This window comes from Streptomyces sp. NPDC110618, from assembly GCF_055657065.1.
Genome location: NZ_JBVKBN010000023.1, coordinates 102,990 through 117,848, shown reverse-complemented (window position 1 = coordinate 117,848; position 14,859 = coordinate 102,990). Strand labels below are relative to the sequence as shown.

At 70.7% G+C, this 14,859-nt stretch carries 18 protein-coding genes; 9 read left to right on the top strand and 9 right to left on the bottom strand.

What is annotated here, in order from left to right:
• The 5 genes from ACZ7L7_RS31180 to ACZ7L7_RS31160 form a co-directional block, all read right to left on the bottom strand.
• On the bottom strand, positions 1-452 hold a 452-nt coding region (locus ACZ7L7_RS31180), incomplete at its 3' end, for an ABC transporter ATP-binding protein (RefSeq protein WP_285514176.1).
• A gap of 34 nt (positions 453-486) precedes the next feature.
• Complete coding sequence (locus ACZ7L7_RS31175) at positions 487-1,593, bottom strand: aliphatic sulfonate ABC transporter substrate-binding protein (protein WP_285514175.1); 1,107 nt, start codon at positions 1,591-1,593, stop codon at positions 487-489.
• A gap of 52 nt (positions 1,594-1,645) precedes the next feature.
• Positions 1,646-1,747 (bottom strand): putative leader peptide, encoded by a 102-nt coding sequence (locus ACZ7L7_RS31170; protein ID WP_352230224.1) that lies wholly within the window; start codon positions 1,745-1,747, stop codon positions 1,646-1,648.
• Positions 1,748-1,911: 164 nt separating this feature from the next.
• Entirely contained in the window at positions 1,912-3,159 is a 1,248-nt protein-coding gene (locus tag ACZ7L7_RS31165) for an acyl-CoA dehydrogenase family protein (RefSeq protein ID WP_472077709.1), read from the bottom strand.
• Positions 3,160-3,170: 11 nt separating this feature from the next.
• Positions 3,171-3,701 (bottom strand): winged helix-turn-helix domain-containing protein, encoded by a 531-nt coding sequence (locus ACZ7L7_RS31160; protein WP_471431776.1) that lies wholly within the window; start codon positions 3,699-3,701, stop codon positions 3,171-3,173.
• Between the two features lie 659 nt (positions 3,702-4,360).
• Between ACZ7L7_RS31160 and ACZ7L7_RS31155 the strand changes: the two genes are divergently transcribed.
• From ACZ7L7_RS31155 to ssuE, 5 genes are read left to right on the top strand one after another with little or no spacing between them, the layout of a single operon-like run.
• Positions 4,361-4,873 carry a GNAT family N-acetyltransferase gene (locus ACZ7L7_RS31155; RefSeq protein WP_285514172.1) on the top strand — a complete coding sequence of 171 codons (513 nt, stop codon included), beginning with the start codon at positions 4,361-4,363 and terminating at the stop codon, positions 4,871-4,873.
• On the top strand, positions 4,870-5,820 hold the full coding sequence (locus ACZ7L7_RS31150) for an amino acid ABC transporter permease (protein WP_453603219.1): 951 nt from the start codon (positions 4,870-4,872) through the stop codon (positions 5,818-5,820). Before ACZ7L7_RS31155 ends, ACZ7L7_RS31150 begins: the two co-directional genes overlap by 4 nt.
• Positions 5,817-6,581, top strand: a complete 765-nt coding sequence (locus ACZ7L7_RS31145) for an amino acid ABC transporter ATP-binding protein (RefSeq protein WP_285514170.1) — start codon at positions 5,817-5,819, stop codon at positions 6,579-6,581. Before ACZ7L7_RS31150 ends, ACZ7L7_RS31145 begins: the two co-directional genes overlap by 4 nt.
• 25 nt (positions 6,582-6,606) lie before the next feature.
• Positions 6,607-7,590: an ABC transporter substrate-binding protein gene (locus ACZ7L7_RS31140; RefSeq protein WP_285514169.1), complete on the top strand. Its 984-nt coding sequence runs from the start codon at positions 6,607-6,609 to the stop codon at positions 7,588-7,590.
• Between the two features lie 34 nt (positions 7,591-7,624).
• Positions 7,625-8,182 (top strand): NADPH-dependent FMN reductase, encoded by a 558-nt coding sequence (gene ssuE / locus ACZ7L7_RS31135; RefSeq protein WP_285514168.1) that lies wholly within the window; start codon positions 7,625-7,627, stop codon positions 8,180-8,182.
• Between the two features lie 50 nt (positions 8,183-8,232).
• On the opposite strand, the gene sph is transcribed toward ssuE, so the two are convergent.
• On the bottom strand, positions 8,233-9,216 hold the full coding sequence (gene sph, locus ACZ7L7_RS31130; RefSeq protein ID WP_285514167.1) for a sphingomyelin phosphodiesterase: 984 nt from the start codon (positions 9,214-9,216) through the stop codon (positions 8,233-8,235).
• A 113-nt stretch (positions 9,217-9,329) separates the two neighbouring features.
• The gene (locus tag ACZ7L7_RS31125) at positions 9,330-9,788 is read right to left on the bottom strand and encodes a pyridoxamine 5'-phosphate oxidase family protein (protein WP_285514166.1); all 459 of its coding nucleotides are present in this window, start codon (positions 9,786-9,788) and stop codon (positions 9,330-9,332) included.
• A gap of 230 nt (positions 9,789-10,018) precedes the next feature.
• Here ACZ7L7_RS31125 and ACZ7L7_RS31120 point away from each other — a divergent pair, with 230 nt between their 5' ends.
• Positions 10,019-10,405: a VOC family protein gene (locus tag ACZ7L7_RS31120; protein WP_285514165.1), complete on the top strand. Its 387-nt coding sequence runs from the start codon at positions 10,019-10,021 to the stop codon at positions 10,403-10,405.
• A 46-nt stretch (positions 10,406-10,451) separates the two neighbouring features.
• Positions 10,452-11,516, top strand: a complete 1,065-nt coding sequence (locus ACZ7L7_RS31115; RefSeq protein WP_471431773.1) for an adenosine deaminase — start codon at positions 10,452-10,454, stop codon at positions 11,514-11,516.
• Here ACZ7L7_RS31115 and ACZ7L7_RS31110 read toward each other — a convergent pair.
• A complete protein-coding gene (locus ACZ7L7_RS31110) occupies positions 11,504-12,013 on the bottom strand; it encodes a mycothiol transferase (protein ID WP_453603211.1) in 510 nt (169 codons plus the stop codon). The two genes, ACZ7L7_RS31115 and ACZ7L7_RS31110, sit on opposite strands and share 13 nt — an antisense overlap.
• A gap of 27 nt (positions 12,014-12,040) precedes the next feature.
• Positions 12,041-12,940: a LysR family transcriptional regulator gene (locus ACZ7L7_RS31105; protein ID WP_285514162.1), complete on the bottom strand. Its 900-nt coding sequence runs from the start codon at positions 12,938-12,940 to the stop codon at positions 12,041-12,043.
• Positions 12,941-13,078: 138 nt separating this feature from the next.
• On the opposite strand from ACZ7L7_RS31105, the gene mgrA reads away from it, so the two are divergent.
• Together mgrA and ACZ7L7_RS31095 are read left to right on the top strand one after the other, a co-directional pair.
• Positions 13,079-14,071 carry an L-glyceraldehyde 3-phosphate reductase gene (gene mgrA / locus ACZ7L7_RS31100; RefSeq protein WP_285514161.1) on the top strand — a complete coding sequence of 331 codons (993 nt, stop codon included), beginning with the start codon at positions 13,079-13,081 and terminating at the stop codon, positions 14,069-14,071.
• A 253-nt stretch (positions 14,072-14,324) separates the two neighbouring features.
• A complete protein-coding gene (locus ACZ7L7_RS31095) occupies positions 14,325-14,735 on the top strand; it encodes a hypothetical protein (RefSeq protein WP_285514160.1) in 411 nt (136 codons plus the stop codon).
• Positions 14,736-14,859 lie beyond the last annotated feature (124 nt).

The following is a 14,859-nucleotide window of genomic DNA, read 5'->3' as shown; positions in this document are numbered from 1 at the left end:
GCCACCCGCTGACGCATACCGCCGGACAGCTCGTGCACCCGCTTGCCGTACGCGCCGTGCAGGCGCACCAGCTCCAGCAGCTCCTCGGCACGCCCTCGCCGCTCCGCCTTGGGCACGCCGCGCAGTTTCAGGGCGAGTTCGATGTTCTTGCCCGCGGTCAGCCACGGGAACAGGGCGTGCTCCTGGAACATCAGCGCCGGACGCCCGTCCGTGCTGATGCTGCCCGCGCTGGGCCGGTCCAGGCCCGCGACCAGGTTCAGCAGGGTGGACTTGCCGCAGCCCGAGGCTCCCAGGAGGGTGACGAACTCGCCCGGCGCGACATCGAGGGTGATGTCGTCGAGGACGAGCTGCTGCCCCGCGGGGCCCGCGAAGGACTTCGAGACGTGCTCGATACGCGCGGCGTGCGCGGTCGCTGTGCCGCCTTCGGCGGCCTTGGCGATCGTGGTGGCCATGGTCGTCACCTCCTGGGAATCTCGACGGGGTCCGCTACTTGACGCCGAGACCGGCGTCGTCGACCTCGGGCTCGCCCTCGGCCTTGAGGACCTTGTTGAGTAGGGTGAGGTCGTAGATGCCCTTCAGATTGGGCTTCTCCAGCAGACCGGCCTTCACCGCGTACTGCGCCTCGGTGTCGAGGGTGGAGGCCAGCGGGTCGTTGAGGAAGGTGATCGACTCCCAGGCCGGGTCGAGGACCTCGGTGGGCAGGGCCTTGCCGGTCTCGCCCTCAAGGGCCTTGTTGGCGGACGCCTTGGCCTTGTCGGGGTTGGCGTTGATCCACTCGTTGGTCTTCACCGAGCCGCGCAGCACGGCCTCGACGACGTCCGGGTGCTCCTTGAGGAACTTCTGGGACACGATGATGTTCGTGATCACGAACTTCTTGTCCGGCCACAGGTCGGCCTCGTTCAGCAGCACCTTCGCGCCGTCGGCGACCAGCTTGGACGCGGTCGGCTCGGGCACCCAGGCGCCGTCGATGGAGCCGGACTTGTAGGCGTCCGGGGTCACCTTGTTATCGGTGCGGACCACGGACACGTCGCCCCGGCCGCTCTGCGCGTCGACCTTCCAGCCCTGCTCGGCGATCCAGTTGAGGAAGGCCACGTCCTGGGTGTTGCCGAGCTGCGGGGTGGCGATCTTCTTGCCCTTCAGGTCCTTGAGGGACTTGACCTTCTTGGGGTTGACCACCAGCTTCACGCCGCCGGAGGCCGAGCCGGAGATGATCCGCAGGTTCTCGCCGTTGGACTTGGTGTAGCCGTTGATGGACGGGGACGGGCCGATCCACCCGATGTCGATGGACCCCGAGTTCAGCGCCTCGATCTCGGAGGGGCCGGCGTTGAAGGTGGACGGCGAGATCTTGGTGCCGCCCAGTTCCTTCTGCAGGATGCCCTCCTGGACGCCGACCAGGGCGGTGGCGTGCGTGAGGTTCGGGAAGTAGCCGATCCGCACCTCGTCGACGGAGAGCTTCTTGGCGTCTGCGGCGACCTGGGCCTGCTTGGGGTCGTCGTCGGAGTCGGAGCCGTAGCCGCAAGCGGTGAGCAGGAGGGGGAGTGCCGCTATGGCGGCGATGGCACGCAGGGTGGTGAGCGGTCGTGCGGCAGACACAGAGGTGTCCTCTCGAAGTCAGGTGGAACAGGGGTACGTCGCGCGAAGGTCCTCAGCAGGGTCGACAGATCGCGCTCGACGTACGCAGGAAGTCGATGTGGCGGCGAGAGGTCAGCAGGGGTGTCGTCAGCCTGACGCGCACGGAAGTGCCCATGGCTGTGTCCCCCCATCGATTCCTAGTTTTCCTACCTGGTTGCTAGGGATCGTGGCAGACGGCAGCCCTTGCCCCAAGGGGCTGTTCAGATGTTGGACGACTTGATCTCATATATTGAGAACCGGCAGGTGAAAAGGGGGGAACCGTTCCGGCGAACGGGCGGTCTACACCGGCAAGTTGAAGGCGGGGTGCGCCCCGTTGAGGAAATAGTCGCCGACATCGCGCAGTCGGTGGGTCACGGGTTCGTACAGGGTGTGGGCGCGGGCGTTGCGCCAGAACCGGTCCAGGCCCAGGCGGGCGGAGGTCGAGCGGGCGCCGATGATGTCCAGGGCGCGGGCCGTGGACTCGTGGGCGGCGCGGGCGGCGGCGGCCTCGGCGACGGCCACCAGGATGGAGACCTCGGCGCAGTCGTCGTAGGTCAGGCCCGGCCCGGCGCGCAGCCCGTTCTCCAGGGCCGCCACCGCCTCGGCGGCCAGCGCGGAGGCGGAGCGGGTGAGGACGGTGAGTTCGCCGTAGGCGGCCAGGGTCTGGGGGTCCTGCGGTGAACCGGCGGGCCACTCCGGGTGCCAGGGGGAATGGCCGGCCCTGCTGTACTCCCGGGCCTCGCCCAGCACTCCCTCCGCGATCCCCAGGCGCAGGTGGACCGAGACGAGCCGGCCGAGCGGGGCGGCCAGTGAGGCGCCCGGGGACAGGACGTCCTCATCGGCGGAGAGCGGGCCGAGCACGTCGTCGGCGCCCAGCCGGACGCCGTCGAACTCCACGCTCCCCCCGGCCGCGAGCCGCTGGCCGAAGGGGTCGGCATCGTTGTCGAGCCGCACGCCCGGCCTGGCCGGGTCGACGACGACCGCGAGGGGTTCGCCGGTGTCGGCGGACACGGCCCGTACGGCGAGCCGGTCGGCGACCAGCACGCCGGTGGTGTAGCTCTGCCGGCCGTTGAGGACGTACCCGTCGCCGGACTTGGCCAGTGCCAGCCGGGGCTCCTGGCGGCCGACGCCGCCGCCCCAGCACCACTGCCCGGCCGCCGACCGGCGCTCGACCTGCTCGGCGAGCCCCGGCTCGGCGAACAGCCGGGCGGAGTGGGCCAGGACGTAGTGACAGCCCAGGAGCTGGCCGATGGCGGCGTCGGCGGTGGCGATCTCCCGGACCACCGCGAGGGCGGTGCCCCAGTCGGCGCCGCCGCCCCCGGACCCGGCCGGGAGCAGCAGGGTCAGCAGGCCCGCCTCGCGCAGCCGGGACACCTCGTCGAAGGGCGCCTTGCCCGCCTGTTCCCTGGCCACCGCGTCCGTGGCCAGGTCGTCCGCCGTCTCGCGCGCCACGTGCAGCCAGTGTGCGCGGTCGAACCGGGGCGGGCCGGGCGGGCCGGACGGCGAGAGCTGCGGGACGGTGCGGAAGGGGGCAGGGGCGACGCCCATGAGGTGCACTCCTAAGGTCGGCCGCGTCGCGCGGCGTCGGGGCTGACGCGCCGTCCGGGCACGTACTTGTAGCCCACGCTGCGCACGGTGACGATCCGCTCCCGGTGGGCCGCGCCCAGCTTGCGGCGCAGCCGTGCGATGTGGACGTCCACGGTGCGGCCGTCGCCGACGTGGTCGTATCCCCAGATCTCGGACATCAGCCGCTCACGGGAGTGGACGTGGTGGGGGTGGCCCACCAGATGCGCCAGCAGCGCGAACTCCAGGTAGGTGAGGTCGAGTTCGTGCCCGTCGACCTCCGCGACATGACGCTCGGGGTCGATGCGTACGACATCGTCCTCCCGGTGCCGGGTCGGGACGGGCTTGGTGGAGCTGACTCCGGCCCGGCTGAACAGCTCGGCGGGGTCGGTGCCTTCGGGCACGAAGACGAGGTAGCCGACGAGCGGCGCGGAGCCGGGCTCGACCGGGGTGTCCTGCGGGAGGTCGTCGACGAGGTGCAGGTGGCGTACGTCGGACAGCGTGGTGGAGGGAAGTGCCGTGGTCATGGCGTTCGTCCTTCAGAAGCGTGGAAGGGGGGTGACCCCAGGTAGGAAGGAGCGGAGCGGCAGCGCGGATGCTTGCCTTACGCGCGACAGCAGGCGGCGCTGACGACGTGACCAAAGTCGACATGCCGACGACGTACGAGTCGTTGCTGCGTGTGGGGCATGGTCCCCATCCTGCGCAACGCCCACGGCTCCCGTCAATGCTTTCCTAGTAACTCGATAGGAAAAGTAGAGAACAAGCAGTCCGGAACTTGACGGAACGCGAAATGCCCTGCTCAATTGGGGGCATGAATCTCCAGCCGCACCTGGTCTCACGCGACCACATCGACTTCGGTCGGGTGTGGTCCGCCGCGTGTTGCGCCTGACGCGGCTGCGGGCCGCCCGGCCGGCCCCGCGCGCTCTGTGACCCCGTTCCCGGGTCGAGCCCTCTTCTTCTCCTCCGCGCTGCCGCGGCACTGACGTTCTCCCCGATGTCCGACGTCCGCCGTCGGCATCCACGCCTGCCCCCGTCCCGCTGACGGACGGTCACCTCTGCCCCGCCGCCGCAAGGCCGCCGTGCCGCTGCCCGCGTGCGCCCGTCCCCGAAAGGCCACCGCCATGCCCGTGGAGTACCCCGACATCCCCTCGGCCCGCGCCGTCCGGCACCCCTCGGCGGCGCTCCGATGACCTCCGCACCCGAGCTGACGGTCCTGCGCACCGTCGTCTCCGACCCAAGGGTGCGGCCCCTGATCAGGGAACTCGGCGAGGAGTACTCCGCCCGCTACGGCAAGGACGCCCACGCCGAACTCGCCCGCTACCCCGACGAGGAGTTCACCCCGGACCGCGGCGGAGCACTGCTGTTGCTGCTGGAGCGCGGCGAACCCGTCGCGGGCGGCGCCTTCCGCCGCCTCGACGACAGCACCGCCGAGCTGAAGCGGATCTGGACCCACTCCGCACACCGCAGGCGCGGGCTCGCCCGCCGCGTCGTCGCCGAACTGGAGCGCGAGGCGGTCGCCCGCGGCTACCGGCGGATCTACCTGACCACCGGACCGCGCCAGCCCGAGGCCCGCGCCCTGTACCTGGCCACCGGCTACACGCCGCTCTTCGACACCGCGGCCGACCCCGAGACCATCGGCCCGCTGCCCTTCGAGAAGTACCCGCAACCACCGGCCCACACTCGCACAGGTGCCCCATGACCAGCGACACCCTCACCGAACCCGCCGCGAGACAGGCGGAGTTGGAGATCGTCCCGGCCCGCCACTACGCACGCTGGATCGCGGCCGCCGCCGTCATCGTGCTGGTCGCCCAGTTCGTGCACGGCCTCGCCACCAACCCCGTCTGGGAATGGGACGTCTTCGCCTCCTACGTCTTCTCCGAGACCATTGTCCAGGCCGTGTGGGTCACCCTCCAGCTCACCGCGTACGCCACCGTGCTGGGCTTCCTGCTCGGCACCGTGATCGCCTTCATGCGCCTGTCGCGCAGTCCGGTGCTGCAGACCGTGGCCTGGGCCTACATCTGGATCTTCCGGTCCATCCCGATGATCGTGCAGCTGGTGTTCTGGTTCAACCTGAGCGCCCTGTACGAGGAGTTGGGCGTCGGCATCCCCTTCGGACCGGTGCTCTGGTCCGTCGACAGCAACAGCCTGATCGGCACCATCGGCGCCGCCGTCATCGGACTGACCCTCCATCAGGCCGCGTACGCCGCCGAGATCGTACGCGGCGGGGTGATCTCCGTGGACCACGGCCAGCTGGAGGCCGCCGCCGCGCTCGGCATACCCCGGCTGCGGCAGATCCGCCGGATCGTGCTGCCCCAGGCCATGCGGGCCATCCTGCCGACCGCCGGCAACGAGATCATCGGCCTGCTCAAGGGCACCTCGGTGGTCTACGTCATGTCCATCGGCGAGCTCTTCTACCAGGTCCAGGTCATCTACGGCCGCAACGGCCGGGTGATCCCGCTGCTGCTCGTCGCCACCGCCTGGTACGTCGTCCTCACCTCCCTGCTGTCCATCGCCCAGTACTACGTCGAACGGCACTTCGCCCGCGGCGCCAACCGCACCCCGCCCCCGACCCCGCTGCAGCGCGCCCGCCGCTTCGTCGAGCGCCAACGGCTGCAGGCCACCCGGCAGTTGACGGAGAAGTCATGAACGACGCGATGGTGGACGTGCACGGCGTCCACAAGAGTTTCGGCCCCCTGGAGGTGCTCCGCGGCGTCGACCTGAGGGTCCGGGCCGGAGAAGTCACCGTGATCCTCGGCCCGTCCGGCTCCGGCAAGTCCACCCTGCTGCGCACCATCAACCACCTGGAGAAGGTCGACCGCGGCTGGGTCAGCGTGGACGGCCGGCTCATCGGCTACCGGCGCTCCGGCGACAAACTGCACGAGCTGAAGGAGAAGGAGGTCCTCAAGCAGCGCACGGACATCGGGTTCGTCTTCCAGAACTTCAACCTCTTTCCGCACCTGACCGTGCTGGACAACCTCGTGGAGGCCCCCGTCTCCGCCCTCGGCCGCCCCCGCAAGCAGGCGGAGGAGACCGCCCGCGCCCTGCTCGCCCGGGTCGGTCTCGCCGAGAAGGCAGACGCCTACCCGCGCCAGCTCTCCGGCGGCCAGCAGCAGCGCGTCGCCATCGCCCGGGCCCTCGCCCTGGAGCCGAAGGTGCTGCTCTTCGACGAGCCCACCTCGGCCCTCGACCCGGAGCTGGTCGGCGAAGTCCTCGACGTCATCAAGGACTTGGCCCGCACCGGCACCACCATGATCGTCGTGACCCACGAGATCGGCTTCGCCCGCGAGGTCGCCGACACCGTGGTGTTCATGGACGGCGGAGTCGTCGTGGAGCAGGGGCCGCCCGCGGCCGTCCTGGACGACCCGCAGCAGGACCGCACCCGCGCCTTCCTCTCCAAGGTCCTCTGAACCACCCTTCCCAAGGAGCACAGCCATGCCCGCCACCCTCGTCCGCCGCACCACCGCAGCCGCGTTCGGACTCGCCGCCGCTCTCGTCCTGGCCGCCTGCGCCAACCCGGACGACGGAGGCACCACCGAGGTCGCCGCCGCCGACGGCGGCACCACGAAGATCAACCTCAGCCCCGACCAGAACCGCGTCACCACCGACAAGGTCGACGAGATAGCCGCGAAGGTGCCCGCGAAGGTCCGCGAGAGAGGCACCCTGGAGGTGGTCAACTCCTCCGGTTCCGCGGCCCCGTTGACCTTCCACGCCACCGACAACAAGACCGTCATCGGAGTCGAGCCCGACATCGCCTCCCTGGTCGCCGACGTCCTCGGACTGAAGCTGCACATCAACACCGTCTCCTGGGAGAACATCTTCGTCGGCCTGGACAGCGCCAAGTACGACGCCGGCTTCAGCAACATCACGGTCACCGAGGAACGCAAGGAGAAGTACGACTTCGCCACCTACCGCGAGGACAACCTCGGCTTCGAGGCGAAGAAGGGCAGTGGACTGAAGGTCACCGGGCCCAAGGACGTGGCCGGTCTGACCGTCGCGGTGAGCAGCGGCACCAACCAGGAGAAGCTGCTCATCGAGTGGAGCAAGGAGAACGAGCGGGCCGGACGCGAGCCGGTCGACATCAAGTACTACCAGGACGACAGCGACACCTATCTCGCCCTCCAGTCCGGCCGTATCGACCTCTACCTCGGCCCCAACCCGACGGCCGCCTACCACGCCGCCAGCACCGGCAAGACCGAGGTGGTCGGCACCTACTCCGGCGCCGGAGCCGACCTGCAGGGCCTGATCGCGGCCACCACCAAGAAGGACAGCGGCCTGGCCGAACCCCTCGCCGACGCGCTCAACGAGGTCATCGACAACGGCGCCTACGCCAAGGTCCTGAGGCGCTGGGGCCTGTCCGACGAGGCCGTGAAGAAGTCGGAGATCAACCCGCCCGGCCTGCCCAAGAACGCCTCCTGACCAAGCCCCGTACTCCCCGAAAGGTCTCCCTCCCATGGCCACCGTCCTGTCCGTCTCCGGCAGCCCCTCCGCCACCTCCCGCACCGCCCGACTGCTCCGCCACCTCGACGACCGCCTGCGCTCCCAGGGCCACGAGGTCATCGCGCTCGACGTGCGCACCCTGCCCGCCGAGGCGCTCCTCGGCGCCGACTTCGGACACCCCGCGATCGTCGAGGCCACCGCCCTGTTCGCCCGCGCGGACGGTGTGGTGATCGGTACGCCCGTCTACAAGGCGGCCTACTCCGGGCTGCTGAAGTCCCTGCTCGACCTGCTCCCGCAGTACGCGCTCGCGGGCAAGACCGTGCTCCCGCTGGCCACCGGCGGCAGCACCGCCCATGTCCTCGCCATCGACTACGCCCTGCGCCCCGTCCTGAACTCCATGGGCCCCGCCCACATCACCCCGGGCTGGTTCACCCTGGACAAGGACATAAGCGTCGCCGACGACGGCACCCTGACCGTCGCCCCGGCCTCGGCCGAGGCGCTGGCCCAGGTCACCGACCAGTTCTCGCTGGCCCTCGGTGTCCGCCCGGCGGTGCTGGCCGCGGCGAGCTGAGGCGGGCAACGGACGGTGGGCGCGGCGCCGGGCCGCGCCCACCGCGTGCGTCAGCCCGCCGAACCCGTCACCGGGTAGTGGTCCGACAGATTGGTGTAGGTGTACTCGGTGCCCCAGCTCGACACCGTCCAGGGCGCGCTCTGCTCCTTGATGACGTCGTTCTTCCACACGGCCGGACGTGTGTGGCCCGCGCGGTGCAGGACGTAGTCCAGATCCTCGCGCGGGTCGTCCGGGTAGCGGTCCCGGGCGATGGAGTTGTCCCGCGTGTCGAAGGAGTACGGGTGCCCGGTGCGCGCCTCGGCGCCGACGAGGCCCGCGTCGGCGAGCATCGTCGCGTACTCCGCGGTGCGCGAGTCGACGTTCATGTCACCGGCGACCAGCACCTGTTCGCCCGCCGGGATGTTCTTGGCGTCCAGGAAGGCGTCGATCGCCCTGAACTGGCGGCTGCGCATGGCGGCCGCCTCACCGGCACCGCACCCGGGGTCGGTGGACTGGGCGTGCGTGCCGAGGACGTGCACCTTCGTGCCGTTCACGTTCAGAACGACGTACGCGAAGCCCTTGTTGGACCACCAGTCCGCGCCGCACGCGTCCTTGAAGACGTACTGCTCCTTGCGCAGGATCGGCCACCTGCTGAGGATCGTGACCCCGCCGTCCTCCGGCGTCAGTGCCGAGTAGGCGCCGCCCGTCGCGTCCCACCCGGACTTGCTCCGCCCCACCACCGGCGTCTGGTACGGGTAGGCGCCCTGCGCCGCGGACTTCAGCGCGTCCGAGGAGGAGTTGTCGAACGCCTCCTGGAGCACCACCACGTCATTGCCCTGGAAGAACGGCGCCCTGACCATCTCGGCGGCGCGGTGGTCCTGGCCCCAGTTCGGGTAGAGCGTCTTGCTGAAGAGGAAGGCGTTGTACGACAACACCTTCAGCTCCGGCGCCGAAGCGGCCACCGCTGAGGGCGTCGAACCGGACAGCGCGGCGGCGGCGAGCGCGAGGACGAGCACGGCCGAGCCCTGTGCACGGCGCTGTGCGAAGAGCGTCACTGGATCTCCCTGAGGGTGAGGGGGGTGGAGTGGCGCCGCACATCAAACCACCGGGGATTACTCTGGGGTAACTCCCGTGCGTGAAGAGAATGTCGGCCTCCGGAACGCCCGGCTCACACCACCCGGGCGCCGTCCCGCAGCAGGAACCGGCCGCGCATCTCGTGCTCGCCGTTGCGCGCCTGCACCGTGCGCGGACGCACCCGGAAGAACACGTACGGCGCCTCGTCGGCCCGGGGGTCCCGGCCCGTCTTCGCAAGGAACGCCGCGGCCGCGTCGTCGGGCACCTCGGCCGTGCCGTACATCTCCGCGTCGCCGTCGATCAGAACCACGTCCAGGGTGTCACCGAGAGCCGGCCGGGCCCGGCGGCCCTCGCGCAGATCGCGGCCGGTGGGGGTGGTCGGCCGGGTCGCCGGCCACAGGCACTCGCCGTGCCGGACGAACCAGAGCGGGACCAGACACGGCACGCCGTCGGCGTCGGCCGTGGCCACCCAGATGTCCATCTCCGTCTCCAGCCGGCGCAGGAGATCGCGCTTGCGCTGCTCGGGGGTGCGGGGCGCCCTGGTGATCTTCATTGGGCGGACGGTACCGGGGGAGTGGACGGCGCGGATCGGGCCCAGGGCCCGCCCGGGACCGGCCCGGAGCCGTAGGTCCAGGGGCCCGTGCGGCGGGTGTCGGGTGGGGGTTGCGGGGGTCCGTGCGGCAGGCGATCGGCGCGCTCCCGCAGGTCCGTACCGCAGGTGACTGGCGCCGCCCGGGTTTTACGTATAACCTCTCCCGTCAATCACACCTCCGGAAGGCATCGATGAGCCGTATCGCCCTGGTCACCCTCGTCGTCGACGACTACGACGAGGCGATCCGCTTCTATACCGAGGCCCTCGGCTTCCGTCTCGTCGAGGACGCCCCGCGTCCCGACGGCTCCCGCTGGGTCGTCGTCAGCCCCGGCGACGGTGGCGCCGAGCTGCTGCTGGCCCGCGCCAAGGGCGAGAAGCAGCGGGCCCGGGTCGGTGACCAGACCGGTGGGCGTGTCGGCTTCTTCCTGCACACCGACGACTTCGCCCGCGACCACGCCCGGATGCTCGCCGCGGGCGTGACCTTCCTGGAGGAACCGCGCCACGAGCCCTACGGCTCGGTCGCTGTCTTCCAGGACCTGTACGGCAACCGCTGGGACCTCCTCCAGCCCGCCGGCTGAACCTCCGCCGCCGCTTTCGCGACCCTCGCCCAAGGAAAGACCCGCCATGACCGCTACGCGCGTAGACAACGAAGTGATCCGCCGCCTCCCCAAGGCCGTCCTGCACGACCACCTCGACGGCGGCCTGCGCCCCGCCACCCTGGTCGAGCTCGCCGCCGAGGTCGGCCACACCCTGCCCACCACCGACCCCGACGAGCTGGCCGCCTGGTTCTTCGAGGCCGCGAACTCCGGTGACCTGGTCCGCTACATCGCCACCTTCGAGCACACCCTCGCCGTGATGCAGACCCGCGAGGGCCTGCTGCGCACCGCCGAGGAGTACGTGCTGGACCTGGCCGCCGACGGCGTCGTCTACGCCGAGGTGCGCTACGCCCCCGAGCTGAACACCCGCAAGGGCCTGTCGCTCGCCGAGGTCGTCGAGACCGTCCAGGAGGGCCTGGCCGCCGGTATGGCGAAGGCGGCCGCCGCCGGAACCCCGGTGCGGGTGGGCACGCTGCTGTGCGGGATGCGGATGTTCGACCGGGTGCGCGAGGCCGCCGACCAGGCCGTGGCCTTCCGGGACGCGGGTGTCGTCGGCTTCGACATCGCCGGTGCCGAGGCCGGTTTCCCGGCCGCCGACCACCTGGCCGCCTTCGAGTACCTGCGCCGCGAGAACGTGCCGTTCACCATCCACGCCGGTGAGGCCGACGGCCTGTCCAGCATCCACCAGGCCGTGCAGATCTGCGGCGCCCAGCGCCTCGGCCACGGTGTGCGCATCACCGACGACATCGTCGACGGCAAGCTCGGCCGCCTGGCCGGCTGGGTCCGCGACCGCCGGATCGCCCTGGAGATGTGCCCCACCTCCAACCTCCAGACCGGCGCCGCCACCTCCATAGCCGAGCACCCGATCACCGCTCTGAAGGAGCTCGGCTTCCGGGTCACCCTGAACACCGACAACCGTCTGGTCTCCGGCACCACGATGAGCCGCGAGATGTCCCTGCTGGTCGAACAGGCGGGCTGGACGGTGGAGGACCTGCGCACCGTCACCGTGAACGCCGTCAAGAGCGCGTTCCTCCCGTTCGACGAGCGCAAGGCCCTCATCCAGGACGTCGTCCTGCCGGGCTACTCCGCCTGAAGCAGCCCGCGTACGTAGGCGGCCTGTCCGATGTGCTGAAGGTCGTCGGACAGGACGCTCACCAGCCGTACGCCCAGCGTGACCGGCGGGTCCCACCGCTCGTCCACGACGCGCTCCAGATCCTTGGCGGCCAGCTCCCGCAGCGCGCCGAGGGTCTGGTCGTGCACGGCGTCGTAGTACCCGGTCAGCAGCTCACCGGAGTCGACCCGCACCCTGGCGACCTTCGCCGGGGTGTGGCCGTAGCCGGTGTCGTGGCGGGGCAGGTCGAGGCCGAAGGCCTTGTGGAAGTCCTGGGCGAGCCACACCTGCTCCCGACCGAAGGCGTCGGCGATGTGGTCGTCCTGCACCCGGGTGAGGTGCCAGACCAGCCAGGTGATGGAGTTGGCCGCCGGGCCCGGCCGGGCGTTGAGGTCGTCGGGGTCCAGGCCCTCGACGGTGGCGTGGACTTCTTCGCGGATGCGGCCGTAGCCGTCGATGAGGATGTCCTTGGCATGCATGGCTCCACCTTCGCGCACGGGCGCCCCTCACGCGCCCCGTCCGTCGCCCTCCGCGGCGAGGAGTTCCATGAGCGCGCGGGCCGCCGGGCTGGTGGCCTGCGGGGGCGGCAGCAGGGCGACCGTCTCGTAGACCCGCTCGTCGGTGCTCTTCACGGGCACGGCGGCCAGCGACTGCCGCTTGTGCCGGAAGTGGCGCGGGACGACGGCGATGCCGAGGTTCTCGTCGACCAGGTCCAGCAGGCTGTGCACGTCGTTCACCTCCAGGGCGACCGACCGGCGGACCCCCGCGGCGGCGAACGCGGCGTCGGTGGTGCGGCGCGGCCCCCAGTCCGGGTGGAAGTCCACGAACACCTCGCCGCCCAGCTCCTCCAGGGTGACCGGGCTCCCGGCGGCGGCGAGCCGGTGACTTGGGTGGCACAGCACCGTCATCGGCTCACTGGTCAGCGGTACGGCGCGCAACTGGTCCGCCGGCTGCTGGGCCGTACGCACCGCGAACGCCAGGTCCAGCCGGCCCGCCGCCACCTCCTCCTCCAGCGCCCCCGAGCCCGCCTGCCGCAGACAGATCTCCACGTCCGGATGGCGCCGCCGGAACGCAGCCAGCAGTCCCGCCACATGCACCCCGGCTATGCACTGCTCGGAGCCGAGCGCCAGCATGCCGCGCAGTACGCCCTGCACCGCGGCGACCGCCTCGTGGGCCGAGCGCACCTGTGCCAGGATCCGTTCCGCCTCGCCCAGCAGCGCCCGCCCGGCCGGGGTCAGCGTCACACTGCGCGTCGTCCGTACGAACAGCGGGGTCTGCAGCTCCCGCTCCAGCGAGCGGATCGAGGCCGACAGGCCCGACTGGGAGACCATGAGGCGTTCGGCAGCCCGGGTGAAATGCTGGTCCTCGGCGACCGCGACGAAGTGCTGGAGATGGCGCAGTTCCATGACTGAGAAGCCTAAGCGCTGAATTCCATCGGATTCTTCTGTTGGACCAATGCCCACAGGTCACGAAAGAGTGGAGACCGGTCCCAAGGGAACGCGTCTGAATCCGCTTCCCCTCGTGCCCACTCATCTGGAGTCGCGTTGTACACCGCACACCCCGACCGCTACGCGGACATGCCCTACCGGCGCACCGGACGCAGCGGTCTGAAGCTGCCCGCCCTCTCGCTCGGCCTGTGGCACAACTTCGGTCCGGACCGCCCGGTCGACACGCAGCGCGCGATCCTGCGCCGCGCCTTCGACCTCGGGGTCACCCACTTCGACCTGGCCAACAACTACGGCCCGCCGCCCGGCGCGGCCGAGTCCGCGCTCGGCGAGGCCCTGAAGGCGGACTTCGCGCCGTACCGCGACGAACTCGTCATCTCCACCAAGGCCGGATACCTGATGTGGCCCGGCCCGTACGGCGAGTGGGGCTCGCGCAAGTACGTACTGTCCTCGCTGGACCAGAGCCTGCAGCGGATGGGCCTGGACTACGTCGACATCTTCTACTCGCACCGGCCGGACCCGGAGACTCCGCTGGAGGAGACGATGGGCGCGCTGCACTCGGCCGTGCAGCAGGGCAAGGCGCTCTACGTCGGCGTCTCCAACTACTCCGCCGAACAGACCCGGGAGGCGGCCCGGATCCTCGGCGAGCTGGGCACGCCGCTGCTGATCCACCAGCCGCGCTACTCGATGCTCGACCGGCGCCCGGAGGACGAGGGTCTGCTGGACGCCCTGGACGAGCTCCAGGTCGGCTCGATCGTCTACTCGCCGCTGGAGCAGGGCGTGCTGACCTCCCGCTACCTCGACGGCATCCCCGAGGGTTCGCGGGCCGCGAGCGACAGCCCGTTCCTGAACTCCGACGCGCTCACCGGGGACCTGGTGGGCAGGCTCCGGGCGCTGAACGAGATCGCCGAGTCGCGCGGTCAGTCCCTGGCGCAGATGGCGCTCGCCTGGGTGCTGCGCGGGGGCCGGGTGACCTCCGCGCTCGTCGGCGCCAGCAGCGCGCGGCAGATCGAGGACAGCGTCGCCGCCATCGCCAACCTCGACTTCGACGCCGAGGAGCTGGCCCGTATCGACGCGGTCATCAAGTCCTAGGCGATGCCCCGGTGTTCCCGGTGTTCCCGGTGACGGATGGTGACCGTCTCCGGGAACACCTGTTCCCCGGGGTGCTTTCGGCCAGCGACCTTCCGGAATATGCCAGGAGACTGGCCGGAAAGTCATGGTGACAGTGATTCAGCAGTGAACATACTCAACTCAAGAGTGGCCCTTACGCGGAGCGAAGAAACGATCACGCACCGCACGGGAAGCGAGGCCCGGCTCCGGGGCCGGCGTCACGGGGGAGAGAGACGTGCACGACGAATTTCTGTGCCATGTCACCGCGTACGGCACCTGCGGCGGCCGGCGTATCGGGGTGCCGCTGGGCACCTACCGGGCTCCCACGCTGGCCCTCGCCCTGTGGTGGTTACGGGACCGGGCGACCTGGATCGCCGAGCGATTAGACCCGCAGCCCGAGACCGAGCACTTCCCGGCCGCCGCCCTCGTCCCGGTCGCCGGCACCGTCCCCGACGTCCCCGCCGTACTGCGCGCCTGGTGCGCCGACGCCGGCCAGCAGGATTTGGTCGCCGAGCAGTTGGCCGCCGGACGGCTGATCCGGATCGCCACCAGCGACGACACCACCGAGTACGAACTGCTCGCCGAGTCCGTCGACGCACTGCGCATGCAACGCACCGTCCCCGCCCTGGTCGTCCCCGTCGGCTGAGCCGCCCGCCGCCGACGCCTCCTGTCGTGACGCCTTCGCCCCCCCGCGTCGGCGCAGGCAGTGGCCGCCCGCACACAGGTCAAGCGCCACCGGCGCCTGCCGGACGCCAGGGTGTGCCAGGCGT